The organism is Stenotrophomonas sp. 107298_Sma, assembly GCF_056480345.1.
The window spans coordinates 476,527-489,235 of record NZ_CM151094.1 but is presented as its reverse complement, the minus strand read 5'-3'; the positions used below and the strand labels follow the sequence as shown (position 1 = coordinate 489,235).

Sequence of the window (12,709 nt, the reverse complement as noted above, 5' to 3'; positions counted from 1 at the left end):
ACGGTCGCCGCGCCGCCCCGCACCACAGTGTTGCGGTGGCGGTGCCTTCCCACGTGATCGCAGCCACCTACCCTGCCGCTTTCATTCCCCCACACGCCCATGTCAGTCCTGGACAACCTCGCCAATCTGCAGACTTTCGTGCATGCCGCCGACACCCGCAGCTTCGTCGACACCGGCCGCGTGCAGGGCATCTCCGCCTCGGCCGCCGGCAAGTGCGTTGCGCGGTTGGAGCACGCACTGGGCGTGCGCCTGTTCCACCGCAGCACGCGCAGCATCACCCTCACCGCCGAGGGCCAGCTGTTCCTGGCGCGCTGCCGGCGCATCCTCGACGAGCGCGATGCCGCGCGCACCGAACTGGCGCAGCCGCATGCCGCACCGAGCGGCACGCTGCGCATCGGCCTGCCGCTGGTGGGTGATCTCACCCTGCCGCTGATGGCCGAGTTCATGGCCGCCTACCCGGACATCCGTCTGGACCTGGATTTCAGCGACCGGCTGGTCGATGTCATCGAGGAAGGCTTCGACGCCGTGCTGCGCGTCGGCGAACCCAGCGACTCACGCATGAACGCCCGACGCCTTGGCGTGTTCCCGCGCCGCATCGTTGCCTCGCCGGCGTACCTGCAGCGCCGCGGCGTTCCGCGTGCGCCGGCCGACCTGCTCCAACACACCCTGCTGCACTACCGCTTCCCCAGCACCGGCAAGCTGGAGCTGTGGCCGATCCAGTGGCCCGGCAATGAAGCCCCGCAGGAACTGCCCGTGCACATGGTGGCCAACACCATCGAAGCGCGCGTGGCACTGGCACTGCGCGATATCGGACTGGCCTTCGTTCCAGTGCACTCGGTACGCGATGCGCTGGCCGATGGTCGCCTGGTCACCGTGCTGGACGAGCATGTGCATTCCTGCGGCATCTTCCACCTGTTGTGGCCCTCCGGCCGCCATGTGCTGCCGAAGCTGCGGGTGTTCATCGATTTCGTCAGCGAGCGCCTGGAAACCGTGCCGTAGGCCCAACAAATCCACGCCATGCGTGGATGCCCTTGTAGGGTCGAGCCATGCTCGACTCACCAGATGCCAAGCGAAGCGCAGCCGAGCATGGGCTCGGCTCTACAACGGAACCACCCAAACACCGGTAGCGCCGGGCCATGCCCGGCGGCCGCACACCTGACCATTCAGCCACTGCCGCTATACTGGCCGCTCATTCCTCCCAGAGGCTCGCGACCAATGCGCCATTGATGCCGCCGTCTTCCCAACAGACGGCCTGACTCTTCCCGCCCCTGCGCGCAGGGGAGATCCCGGCATCCATGGAGGTCGCATGACCCCGCATTCCCTCACGCTCGATCGCGTGTCGTATCGATTGGCCGACGGCCGTCCGCTGTTTTCCGATCTGACGTTTTCCTTCGAACCGGTTGCTACCGGCCTGGTCGGTGCCAATGGCGCCGGCAAGAGCGTGCTCGCACGCCTGCTGGCCGGACGGCTATCGCCCGACAGTGGCCAAGTGCGTGGCAGTGGCCGCGTGTTCCTGTTGCCCACACCGGGCTATCCACCAGCCGGCACCGTGGGTGAGTTGGCCGGTGTGGGTGAAGCGCTGTCCGCGCTCGCACGCATCGAAGCCGGCAGCGTCAACGAGGCCGACTTCGCCTGCGTTGGCGACCGTTGGGACCTGCGCGAACGCCTGCAGCAACAATGGCAGGCGCTGGGCTTGCCCGATGATCTCGATCACGCCCAGCCTGCTGCGCGCCTCAGCGGCGGCCAGGTGATGCAGGTGGCACTGTCCGGCGCGTGGGCCAGCGATGCCGACTGGTTGATCCTGGACGAACCCAGCAACCACCTCGATGCCCGTCATCGCCAGCAACTGTACGAGCAGTTGCAGCAATGGCGCGGCGGCCTGCTGGCGATCAGCCATGACCGCGAGCTGCTGGGCCGCATGCAGCAGATTGTCGAACTCGATGGGCGTGGCCTACATCGCTATGGCGGCGCGTGGCAGCACTATGCCGAAGTGCGCGCCGCCGAACGCGAAGCCGCCGCCGCCCAGCTCGACCATGCACGCGCCCAGCACCGACAGCAGCAACGCAGCGCGCGCGAACAGCACGAACGCCAACAGCAACGCCAGGTACGTGGCACCCGAGATGCAAAGCAGGCCAACCAGGCACCGATCCTGCTCGGCCGGCAGAAGCAGCGTGCCGAAGCCAGTCACGGGCGCGCGCAGCAGGTGCAGTCAGAACGCCTGCAGGCCAGTGCAGAGCAGCTGCGTGCAGCGGCATCCGCGGTTCATGCGGCACCGGAGCTGGCGCTGTTTGCCGGTGCGGGGGAACGTGGCAGCACGCGCCTGCTGCAGGCCGAGGCCTTGGTGCTGCCGCATGGCTGCAGTGCCCCGTTGCAGCTGGAGATCCGTCGCGGCCAGCGCATCGCCGTGGTCGGTGACAACGGCAGTGGCAAATCCACCCTGCTGCGTGTGCTGGCCGGCCAGCTGCGAGCGCGCGATGGCACGGTGCAACGCCACGCGCCACTGGCGCTGCTCGACCAGCAACTGCTGGGATTGTCCGGCGAGCACAGCATCCTCGATAGCGTACAGGCCGCCAATCCGGGTGCGGACCCGGGCGAACTGCGCACCCGGCTCGCGCTGCTGGGACTGGATGCGCAGCGCATCCAGCGCCCCGCCAGCAGCCTCAGCGATGGCGAACGGGTGAAAGGCGCACTGGCCAGCGTGTTGTACGCCGATCCCGCGCCGCAGCTGTTGCTGCTGGACGAGCCCGGCAATGCACTGGACCTAAGCGCATTGCAGGCACTGGAAGAACTGCTGGCGGCATGGCCGGGTGCCTTGATGATGGTCAGCCACGACCTGCATCTGCTGCAGGCATTGCGGCCGACGCAGGTATTGCAGGTCACCGCCAACAGCTGGCAATGGCGCGACAGTCTGTAGAGTCGAGCCATGCTCGACTCCGCCATGCATCCATCCACGCATGACGTATCGACCAGGGGTAGTGCCGGCCGCTGGCCGGCAACCCATGGATCATCAATGCACCGTCAACGCTTCCACACAGGGAACGCCTGCGGCAACTGGTGCCACAACAATGGCCCCGCACGCAGCTCCTGGTCGTTGAGCAGGCACGCATCCAGCTCCGCACGCACCGCGCGCTCGTCCATGTGCACACCAATCACCACCAGCTCCTGGCGGCGATCACCCCACAGTGGGTGCCACAGCCGCTGCATCGCCGTGTGCGCGGCCGAATCCGGGAATTCCTCAAGCCCCGGCAGCGGCGCGCTCCAGCAATCGGCCTGCTGCCGCGCCCATCCCAGGTCGCTGTAAGGCAACGGCGTCGGCGGCAACAACGGTGTGGTGTCTTCCAGCCCAGCCCGCACGCGGTCGCGCGCGGCATACCAGAAGCCCGCCGCCTGCGTGCGCGTCGCCGCGCCCACGGTGTTCAGTTCACCTACCCAATCCATGCGGTTGGCCAGCCAGAACCAGCCCTTGCTGCGGATCACGCCGGGCATACCCGACTGCAGCGCGCGGGCGAATCGCGCGGGGTGGAACGGACGACGCGAGCGGTAGACGAAGCTGCCGATGCCGTACTCCTCGGTCTCCGGCGTGTGCTCACCACGCAGCTCCTTCACCCAACCCGGCGCGCGTTGCGCACGCTCCATGTCGAAGCGGCCGGTATCCAGCAGCTCGGCCAGAGGCACGTCGCCGAAGCTGGACAGCAGCAGCTTGGCGTCGCGGTTCAAGCCACGCAGTACTGCCAGCGTGTCCTGCAGCACCTCGTCGTCCACCTGGTCGACCTTGCTGACCACGATCACGTCGGCGAACTCGACCTGCTCGCACAGCAGGTCGACCACACCTCGGTCGTCATCCGGCCCGGCCTGCTGGCCACGCTCGGCCAGCCGCAGGGTCGAACCGAAGTCGGCAAGGAACGCGCTGCCGTCGACCACCGTCACCATCGTGTCCAGGCGCGCGATGTCACTCAGGCTGAAGCCGTGCTCGTCGCGTACCGCGAAGGTGGCGGCCACCGGCATCGGTTCGCCGATCCCGGTCGATTCGATCAACAGATAGTCATAGCGGCCGGCATCGGCCAGGCGCCGGACTTCCTGCAACAGGTCATCGCGCAGCGTGCAGCAGATGCAGCCGTTACTGAACTCCACCAGCGTCTCTTCAGTGCGGCGCAGCTCGGCGCCGCCTTCGCGCACCAGCTGCGCATCGATGTTGACCTCGCTCATGTCGTTGACGATGACGGCCACACGCAGGCCCTCGCGGTTGCGCAGGATCTGGTTGAGCAGGGTGGTCTTGCCGGCCCCCAGGAAGCCGGACAGCACGGTGACCGGAAGGCGACGGTCGGCGCGGGAAACAGTGTTCATGTCGGAGCGGGTTGGCTGCGGAACGGAAATGTTACTGTATAACAATTGTCGCGCAAGGAACCTCCCCCGATGAAGTCGCCTTCTGCCGCCCTGCTTGATGCCGGCGCGGTCGCCCTGTCCAGCCTGTGCCTGCTGCATTGCCTGGCGCTGCCCCTGCTTGCCGCCGCGCTGCCGCTGTTCGGCACCTGGGCCGAAGCGGAATGGGTGCACCTGCTGTTCGTGGCCATCGCCCTGCCGCTGACCGGCTACGCGCTGTGGCGGGCCGAGCGCCGTCACCCGCTGCCGGTACTGGCCTGGGCCACCGCCGGCGTGGGTCTAGGCCTGCTGCTGGCCGGCGCGCTCGCGCTGCCAACTCATGCCTGGGAAACACCGATGACCGTCACCGGCAGCCTGCTGCTGGCCGCCACGCATATCTGGAACGCGCGGCACCGGCACGGGTAGTGCTGGCCGCTGGCCGGCACTACCCCTGCTATTTGCCGTAGCGGCGCAGCAGCTCCACCAGCACTTCGGCCTCGGCGGCCCGCTGCTGTGGGTCGTCGGCACCCACCACGTGTTCCTGCAGGTGCTCGTGCAGCAGCTCCATCAGCAGGCTGTGGGCTGCACCGCGCACGGCGGCGACCTGCACCAGCACGTCCGCGCAGTCACCCGCTTCCCCCTCGGGGGTGTCCAGCGCCTGCTCCAACGCCGCCACCTGACCCGCGATACGGCGTACCCGTGTCAGCAGCTGCTTTCGATTCTTGTGTACATGGGCCATGGCGGGATCATATACCCTATGGGGGTATCCACTCCAGCTCCCACCGCCATGCAATTGGACGCCCTCGCCGCCGCCCGCCGCCACGAACACCGCTTCGACGATGGCAACCCGCTGGCCGAACGCAATACCCGCCGCGCCCTGTGGCTCACCGTCGCCATGATGCTGGTAGAGATCGTCGGCGGCTGGTGGTTCAACTCCATGGCCGTGCTCGCCGACGGCTGGCACATGAGTTCGCACGCGCTGGCGCTGGGCCTCTCGGTGTTCGCCTACCGCTGTGCGCGGCGCTACGCACACGATCCGCGCTTCGCCTTCGGCACCTGGAAGATCGAGATCCTGGCCGGCTACACCAGCGCCATCGCCCTGCTTGGCGTCGCCGCATTGATGGCCGTGCAATCGCTGGAACGGCTGTGGGTGCCCGCCCCCATCCACTACAACGAAGCCATCGCCATCGCTGCGGTGGGCCTGGGCGTGAACCTGCTCTGCGCATGGTGGCTGCACGACAGCCCGGGCCACGCGCATCATCACCACGGGCATGACCATGGCCATCATCACGGGCATGACCACGAACACCACGATCACGGCCATGCACACGGTCACGACCTCAACCTGCGCTCGGCCTACGTGCACGTGCTGGCCGACGCCGCCACCTCGGTACTGGCCATCGTCGCCCTGCTCGGCGGCAAGCTGCTCGGCCTGACCTGGCTGGACCCGGTGATGGGCCTGGTCGGCGCCGTGCTGGTTACTGTCTGGGCGATCGGCCTGCTGCGTGACAGTGGTCGTATCCTGCTCGACGCGCAGATGGATGCACCGGTGGTGGCCGAAGTCCGCCAAGTGATCGAACAGGGTCCGTGGCCGGCACGTCTGGCGGACCTGCACGTCTGGCAAGTGGGTCGCGGCAAGTACGCGGTCAGCGCCAGCGTGGTCACCAGCGACGTCAGTCTGGATGCCGATACCGTGCGCAACGCGCTGGCGATTCATGAGGAGCTGGTGCACGTGACGGTGGAGATTCACCGCAGCGCATGATCCACGCCGGGTAGTGCCGGTCGCTGGCCGGCAACCTCATGAACGACGGATGCACCCTGTTGGTGCCGGCCAGCGGCCGGCACTACCGCTAGAGCTTCAACATCATCCGCAGCAGGTACATCAGCAGCGGCAGCGCGCTCAGCACCGCGCCGGCAATGCCGATCCACGGCCAGCGCTCACCGCGCACGCGCGAAGCTACTGCCAAGCCACCGCCCACCAGTGCCGCGCCCAGCACGCCCACGCCCAGCCCCGCCGCCAGGCTGTTGTCTCCCGCCGCCTGCGCCGCCAGCGTGCCCGCGCCCCAGCCCACCACGATCCCCAGCCAACTGGCCACGCCGCACCACGGTGCCTTGCCCTGCGCCATCCGAAAACCCCTTTGCGCTTGCCGAATTTCTGTACGGACCGTGCCCGTGTGCTGCCTACACTAGCCGCACCTGCCCCGTCGGGACATCCCATGCGCACGCTCCGCCTGCTGCTGCCCGGTGCACTCCTGCTGCTCACTGCCTGTAACGGTGACGCCGGGCTTCCCTTCTCCGCCGACCCACTGCAGGGCTGCTTCGCCACCAGCGCGCGCAAACCGGCCGACTTCCGCATCGAGAAGGAAGGCGGCCAGTACTTCGTCTCCTTCAGCCGCGGCGACCAGTGGCAGCGCGAGCCGAATGCCCTGCACAAGGCCACCCGCAGTGAAATCAGCCGCTACTTCCGCGACGACGCCGAACAGATCGATAGCGCGTTGATCCGCATGGCCGGTGGCTTCGGTATCTTCCACTTCAACAAGGGCGCGATGTTGAAGGGCAAGGCCGGCGACAGTGACTACATGGCCTTGATGCTGATCGGGGCCGGGCCGGTGTATGCGGTGAAGTGCCCGTAAGACGCAATGATTCTGATGGCGGCGCAGGGCACTATGGGTACAACCTGTCTTCTTTGAGGAGCGATGCCAATGCTGCTGTTTCTGCTGCTTGCGGTAAGCGCGCCGAAGACCCAGGGCGCCTATGACGAAGTCCGGCAACTGCCCGATGGCCAGACCCTGATCATGCGCACACTTGACTGGGATCTCGGTGATGGTCGCCATGAGCGCGTTACCGTGCATTGGCTGCTGCAGGAAGACGGCAGCCTGCGCTATGACTTTGATCGGCAGCCAACGGAAACCCAGGAGGTCCATCGTCGGTCGTGCGCGCTGCAGGGCATGCAGCCATCGCGTGGCGTCGGCATGATCTCTGGGGAAGGAGCCACGCACGGCTTCAGCTGTACCAGCGGTAGCGTCGGGCCTACGCTCGACTCCTCCCTGCCTGCATCCACGCATGGCGTGGATCTACTTTGACATCGGCTTGGCTCTACAACAGCTGCGGTACCATGCCCTCCCCCGAACCGCCCCGGTACCCGCCGTGCCCCATTACACCGGCCCCCTGCTGACCCGCGACAGCGCTGACACCCTGCGCCGTGCCCATGACAAGGGCGCTGCCGACTGGCAGGGATCGCTCGACCTGGGCCGGAGCCAGGACACCGTGGCCCTGAACACCGACGGCTTCCACTTCCGTGGCCAGGCCTACCCGTGGCCGGGCAAGCTGAAGGACCGCACGCTGTACTTCTGGGACGGCGGGGACTTCGCGCCAATCTCGCGCTACAGCGGCTCGCTGATCAAGCTGGTACCGACCGAATGGGGCGCACCGACCTTCGAGATCGACGGCATCAAGATGCTGCCCAGCTCGAAGCTGTCACCGTTCGAGGACGCGCGCCGCAAGGTCGAGCTGGTCGCCCCGGCCGGCAAGATCATCCTCGATACCTGCGGCGGCCTGGGCTACTTCGCCGCCTGCGCGCTCGAAGCCGGTGTGGGCCAGATCCGCTCGTTCGAGAAGAATGCCGACGTGATGTGGCTGCGCACGCTCAACCCGTGGTCGCCGGATCCGGACTCGGCCTCCGCCGGTGGCCGCCTGCAGTTCAGGCATGGCGATGTCTCGCAGCAGATCGAACAGGTGGCCAGCAGCAGCGTCGACGCGATACTGCACGACCCGCCGCGCTTCGGCATCGCCGGCGAACTGTACTCGCAGGTATTCTACGACCACCTCGCCCGCGTCATCCGCAAGGGCGGGCGTCTGTTCCACTACACCGGTGCGCCGAACAAGCTGACCAGCGGACGCGATGTCCCACGCGAAGTCGCCAAGCGCCTGGAAAAGGCCGGTTTCAAGGCCGAACTGGCGCTGGACGGTGTGCTGGCCGTCAAGCGCTGAGGCTCACTCCGAATCCACCTTCGCCAGCTTCATCACCCACGCCGGCACCACCGGTTCACCGGCGTAGAAGTCTTTCGGCTTCTTCTCGGCCATCGCCCAACGGTGCAGCCAGCTCGGACCGTAGCGACCGCTGTAGCCCTCGGCGCCACGCGCGTAAGCAGGATCGCGCATCGCGTCCTCCAGCGAGATGAAGCGGTACCCGCGCCGCTTCGTCGCCGCCACCAGTTCGGCAAACGTGGCTGCATTGAGTTCGTTGGCATGCATCAGCCAGACCTGCGGCAGCGCATGGCCCAGCAGCGCCTGCGACTGCTTCTCGTAGTAGTCCAACTTGTTCAGCATGTAGGGCACATAGCCCTTGCGCAGCTGTGCCAGCGTCGCCTCGCGCTCGGGTGAGTCAGGCTGTTCGTTCATCACGTTGGCATAGGCGAACGCCCAGACCCACTCGCCGTTGTCGACCGTCACCGGGGCCACGCGGTAGCCGTGCTCCTTGAAGAACACATCCATCTCCGCGCGTTCTTCCGGCGTGCGCCCGGCACGTAGATAGGGATGGCGCATCCATTGCGGTTTCAGGCCGCGCTCGGCCAGCAACGGCCGCAGCACCGTCTCGCCACGCAGAAAATCCTGCTGGAACGCAGGTACTCCCTTGGCATTCAGATCCATGTGCGAGTACGTGTGGTTGCCCAGCGCGTAGCCGGCGTCCAGCCAGTCGCGCAACATCTGCACCCGCGCCGGCTGCACCTGCCCGTCGATCTCGAGCTTGTTCTCGTTGACGAAGCCGACCACCGGCACGCCCGCCTGGCGCAGCTGCGCCATCAGCGCTTCATGACGTGCCTGCAGGTCCGGCGGCACGATCTCATCCACCCGTGCCCACGGCAGGTCGTCGATGGTCACCGCAATCCGGCGGTCCACTTCGGCGGCGTGTACCCCCAACGAACACAGCAGCAACGGCACAGCACGCAGCAACCAACGCATCGGCACATCCTTGCAGGAGCGAAGTGCTGACTTTAGCGCGATTGCGGGCGCGTGGTTGGTCACACACCCGCTATGGGCTGGGCGACGGCACCTGACGTTCGCGCACGATCGCCCGCCACAGCATGAATCCTGCAGTCATCGCCATCAGCATCAACGCGACCAGCACCAGGGCAAGGTCATCAGGGTTGCGCAGCAGCGGCGCATGCTCATGGGTGAGGATCTCGAACACCACCTGCTGCGCCTGCGCCAGCGGCAACCTGCCCTGCTCACCCAGCTCAACCATGCACGCCGCAGGAGACAGTGTGGCTACGCTGGTCCATGCCGTGTCGTACAGACGCAGCGCCCAACTGGCCAACGCCAGTATCACGCCATGCAGTGCCATCATTCCCCAGTTGGCCAGGCGCAGTCTCCCCGGCAGGCGCCCGAGCCGATAGAGACTGATCGACATCGCGCCCAGCATGGCCAGCACCACGCCGGCCAGCGGAATCCAATGCAACGGCTGCCAAGGCTCAAGCGCCAGCGAACGGGCCATCAACTGCTCCGCCACCTGCATGCGTGCCACCGGATCCGGGCCTCCGCAGGTTTCATCCACCGGCTCCAGCAGCAGATCCACGCGGTAGTGGAAGAAGCCGGCTGCCAGCGCCATCGACAGCAGCGCCACCACCTGCAGCACCATCAGGATCGGGCCGGGACCACAGATACGACAGAAGCGGGTAGCAGCAGAGACCATCGGTTCATCCGTGACAACAAAGGACCATCCTAACCAAGCGCCCTGTGCCTGTCGGCTGGCGGATACGACAACCGGCACGCGGTCCCGGTAGGATGTGGATGAGCATGGATGGTCGTCTGTAGAGGTGTTGTGGATGGTCACGCTGTATCTGTGGGTGCGAACGCTGCTTCCGCTGTTGGCGTTCGTGATCGCGTGGATGCTGCTGTCGCGCCTGATCAAGGCCCGCGCAGCGCGCCTTCCACGGGTTCCTTTGAACCTGCCCGAGCACAGCAGCAGCCCGCGCCGGAAGGACCGGCGCATCTACGCGCGCAAGCTGTGGCGCAAACCGGGCCTGCGCATCGCAACTCGCCCGGCCACCGCGCCGCACAGCTGGAACCTCGCGGCAGTGCTCGTTTCGCTCTCCGCATTGATCACCGCCGTGCTCGTCATGCCGGATGGTGCGCGCTTCCAGGTCATGGTCGAGAGCATCACCGGCTACACGGCCACGATTGCTGAAGTACATGTACCCGCTGCCAGACAGCCTCTCGTGCTGCAGGCGTGGCAGCCAGCACTGGCGCAGTTGTCGCGACCGGTAACAATGCGCTACCCGATCGGGCGCACCGGCGGCGAGCATGATGCACGGGCCATGCTACCGGTGCAGGTGAGGCATCATGGTGACCGGCTGCAGGTGGCTACGGCCGTGCCGGTGGACGCCGAGCAGCTTCGCGCAGAGCTTGCGCGCTTGGCGGGAATGTCGATTGAAGCAATCACGGTTCGAAATATGAAGGTTGCCCCGTGGTTGGAATCGGGTTGGATGCCAGTGCCCGAACAGTAGAGCCGATCCCATGCTCGGCTGCTGTTGCAGTAGATCCACGCCATGCGTTGATGGATGCAGAGCGGAGCCGAGCATGGCTCGGCACTACAGATCAGGATCCCCGCGGCAGCTTCGCCGCCCACATGTTGTCCACCAGGTTCGGGTAGCGCCGCCCGTTCTCTTCCGCACGCTGCCGCGCCGCCTCCTTCTGGGCGGCCGACAGCGGTTGCGATGTCTGGCCCTTGGGGTTGGGCTTCTTCCACGGCGGTGTCTTCGGTTCGCGCATCGAGGAAGCTTACCGTTTCAGGAAGTTCAGCAGTGCCAGATTGAAGTGATCAGCATGACTGGTGTTGCAGCCATGCGGCGCTCCTTTCAAGATCACCACTTCGCTGCCGGCAATCGCCTGATGGGTACGTTCGCCAGAACCCTCGAACGGCACGATGGCATCGCTGTCACCGTGCAGGATCAAGGTTGGTACCGTGATCTTCTTCAGGTCTTCGCGGAAGTCGGTGGTAGCAAACGCCTTCATGCACCCCAGCGCTGCGTTCTGGTCGGATTGATGGCACAGCGCGATCGCCGCCTGACGCGTCTCTTCGGTCACCATCAACTGGCCATTGGCGCTGAAGAAGTCGCGGGTAAAGCCATCGAAGAACGCCTCGCGATCCTTGTCCAGACCGCTGCGCATTTCATCGGCCTTTTCCTGGGTGAGCGGCCCTTCCGGATTGTCGTCACTGCGCAGCAGATACGGCGGCACCGCAGCAGCAAACACCACGCTGTGCAGGCGATCCTGCCCGTGATTGGCCACATAGCGCGCCACCTCACCGCCGCCCATCGAGAAACCGACCAGGGTGACGTCGCGCAGGTCACGCTCCTCGATCAACCCGGCCAGGTCCGCCGCCAGCGTGTCGTAGTCGTAGCCCTCGGCCGGCTTGTCGGAACGCCCGAATCCGCGCCGGTCGTAGCTGATCACCCGGTGCTGGGCATCGCGCAGGATCGACACCTGCGTCTTCCAGGCATCGGCGGACAGCGGCCAGCCGTGGATCAGGATGACCGGGCGACCGTCGCCACCGGTGTCTTCAACGTGCAGGCGGATGCGGGAAGCAGGCATGGGAGCTCCTGTGGAAGGGGAGGCTTTCAGACTAGTGGCGGGCCCCTATCGCGACCGTGATGGAATCGCCGGTCGCCATGACATCGCCTGCACAGGCGACGCCGCCTGGGTCGGGCCGCCAATGCGGGCATTCGCTCCGCGGAAAGCTCGTTTCGTCGCAGGTCGGCTGCAGCGGCCCAGATGCCATGCGAGCCTGCGTGAACCATCCCCGGGAGTTTCGCCATGCTGCTGCTCACCCTGCCCCTGCTCGCCGCCGGTCTCGCTGCCGCACCGTCGCCCGCCGATGACCTGCGCCAACAGATCCGCCAGGCCGACACCCAGCTCTTTGCTGTGGCCTTCGAGGCCTGCGATGCCGACAAGGCCGCCGCGATGACCACCGAAGACATGGAGTTCTTCCATGACAAGGACGGCAAGTCAGCCAGCAACCGCGAGGACTTCCGCCGCAGCGTGGCCACCATGTGCAGCAATGCGCGCAAGGGCGGCTGGAGCCTGCGCCGTGAGCTGGTGGAACCTTCGCTGCAGGTGTTCCCGTTGCACGACGAGCGGGCACTGGAGATCGGCGACCACCGCTTCCATGAACGCGGCAAGGACGGCGTGGAGCGGTGGGTGGGCCAGGCCCGCTTCATCCAGGTCTGGCGCCGCGTGGACGGGCGCTGGTTGGCCGAGCGGGTGATCAGCTACGACCATCGGCCGGCGGACTGACCCCTCGGGCGCGCTTCACGGGCCGGATCTATACTGACCGGGCCCACCACGACCC

Annotated in this window: 16 protein-coding genes; 9 read left to right on the top strand and 7 right to left on the bottom strand. The window is 66.5% G+C overall.

The genetic code is table 11. The features are described 5' to 3' along the window. Positions 1-99: 99 nt before the first annotated feature. A complete protein-coding gene (locus ACZK2G_RS02275; protein ID WP_430766252.1) occupies positions 100-999 on the top strand; it encodes a LysR family transcriptional regulator in 900 nt (299 codons plus the stop codon). 307 nt (positions 1,000-1,306) lie between these two features. Beyond that, complete coding sequence (locus ACZK2G_RS02270) at positions 1,307-2,914, top strand: ABC-F family ATP-binding cassette domain-containing protein (protein WP_478474575.1); 1,608 nt, start codon at positions 1,307-1,309, stop codon at positions 2,912-2,914. Positions 2,915-3,018: 104 nt separating this feature from the next. Here ACZK2G_RS02270 and ACZK2G_RS02265 read toward each other — a convergent pair whose 3' ends face one another. Further along, a complete protein-coding gene (locus ACZK2G_RS02265) occupies positions 3,019-4,344 on the bottom strand; it encodes a GTP-binding protein (protein ID WP_253079186.1) in 1,326 nt (441 codons plus the stop codon). A 69-nt stretch (positions 4,345-4,413) separates the two neighbouring features. Between ACZK2G_RS02265 and ACZK2G_RS02260 the strand changes: the two genes are divergently transcribed. Further along, on the top strand, positions 4,414-4,785 hold the full coding sequence (locus ACZK2G_RS02260) for a MerC domain-containing protein (protein ID WP_046984490.1): 372 nt from the start codon (positions 4,414-4,416) through the stop codon (positions 4,783-4,785). Positions 4,786-4,813: 28 nt separating this feature from the next. On the opposite strand, the gene ACZK2G_RS02255 is transcribed toward ACZK2G_RS02260, so the two are convergent. Then, positions 4,814-5,098, bottom strand: coding sequence for a metal/formaldehyde-sensitive transcriptional repressor (locus ACZK2G_RS02255; RefSeq protein WP_046984489.1), 285 nt, complete (start codon positions 5,096-5,098; stop codon positions 4,814-4,816). Positions 5,099-5,146: 48 nt separating this feature from the next. On the opposite strand from ACZK2G_RS02255, the gene dmeF reads away from it, so the two are divergent. After that, entirely contained in the window at positions 5,147-6,121 is a 975-nt protein-coding gene (gene dmeF / locus ACZK2G_RS02250; RefSeq protein ID WP_046984488.1) for a CDF family Co(II)/Ni(II) efflux transporter DmeF, read from the top strand. An 88-nt stretch (positions 6,122-6,209) separates the two neighbouring features. Here the strand turns inward: dmeF and ACZK2G_RS02245 are convergent, their stop codons facing one another. Further along, positions 6,210-6,485, bottom strand: coding sequence for a hypothetical protein (locus ACZK2G_RS02245; RefSeq protein WP_046984487.1), 276 nt, complete (start codon positions 6,483-6,485; stop codon positions 6,210-6,212). Between the two features lie 90 nt (positions 6,486-6,575). Between ACZK2G_RS02245 and ACZK2G_RS02240 the strand changes: the two genes are divergently transcribed. The 3 genes from ACZK2G_RS02240 (at position 6,576) to ACZK2G_RS02230 (ending at position 8,349) form a co-directional block, all read left to right on the top strand. Further along, positions 6,576-6,992 (top strand): hypothetical protein, encoded by a 417-nt coding sequence (locus ACZK2G_RS02240; RefSeq protein WP_478474572.1) that lies wholly within the window; start codon positions 6,576-6,578, stop codon positions 6,990-6,992. 63 nt (positions 6,993-7,055) lie between these two features. Beyond that, a complete protein-coding gene (locus tag ACZK2G_RS02235) occupies positions 7,056-7,442 on the top strand; it encodes a hypothetical protein (protein WP_478474571.1) in 387 nt (128 codons plus the stop codon). Beyond that, complete coding sequence (locus ACZK2G_RS02230) at positions 7,423-8,349, top strand: class I SAM-dependent methyltransferase (protein ID WP_478474570.1); 927 nt, start codon at positions 7,423-7,425, stop codon at positions 8,347-8,349. Before ACZK2G_RS02235 ends, ACZK2G_RS02230 begins: the two co-directional genes overlap by 20 nt. A gap of 3 nt (positions 8,350-8,352) precedes the next feature. Here the strand turns inward: ACZK2G_RS02230 and ACZK2G_RS02225 are convergent, their stop codons facing one another. Then, on the bottom strand, positions 8,353-9,321 hold the full coding sequence (locus ACZK2G_RS02225; protein ID WP_478474568.1) for a polysaccharide deacetylase family protein: 969 nt from the start codon (positions 9,319-9,321) through the stop codon (positions 8,353-8,355). A gap of 70 nt (positions 9,322-9,391) precedes the next feature. Next, on the bottom strand, positions 9,392-10,051 hold the full coding sequence (locus ACZK2G_RS02220) for a hypothetical protein (protein WP_478474567.1): 660 nt from the start codon (positions 10,049-10,051) through the stop codon (positions 9,392-9,394). A 133-nt stretch (positions 10,052-10,184) separates the two neighbouring features. Between ACZK2G_RS02220 and ACZK2G_RS02215 the strand changes: the two genes are divergently transcribed. After that, positions 10,185-10,865 (top strand): hypothetical protein, encoded by a 681-nt coding sequence (locus ACZK2G_RS02215; protein WP_478474566.1) that lies wholly within the window; start codon positions 10,185-10,187, stop codon positions 10,863-10,865. A 91-nt stretch (positions 10,866-10,956) separates the two neighbouring features. On the opposite strand, the gene ACZK2G_RS02210 is transcribed toward ACZK2G_RS02215, so the two are convergent. Together ACZK2G_RS02210 and ACZK2G_RS02205 are read right to left on the bottom strand one after the other, a co-directional pair. Further along, positions 10,957-11,130, bottom strand: a complete 174-nt coding sequence (locus ACZK2G_RS02210) for a hypothetical protein (protein WP_004139657.1) — start codon at positions 11,128-11,130, stop codon at positions 10,957-10,959. 9 nt (positions 11,131-11,139) lie between these two features. Beyond that, positions 11,140-11,952, bottom strand: coding sequence for an alpha/beta fold hydrolase (locus tag ACZK2G_RS02205; RefSeq protein ID WP_295381621.1), 813 nt, complete (start codon positions 11,950-11,952; stop codon positions 11,140-11,142). Positions 11,953-12,174: 222 nt separating this feature from the next. On the opposite strand from ACZK2G_RS02205, the gene ACZK2G_RS02200 reads away from it, so the two are divergent. After that, positions 12,175-12,654 (top strand): nuclear transport factor 2 family protein, encoded by a 480-nt coding sequence (locus tag ACZK2G_RS02200; RefSeq protein ID WP_004139651.1) that lies wholly within the window; start codon positions 12,175-12,177, stop codon positions 12,652-12,654. Positions 12,655-12,709: the final 55 nt, after the last annotated feature.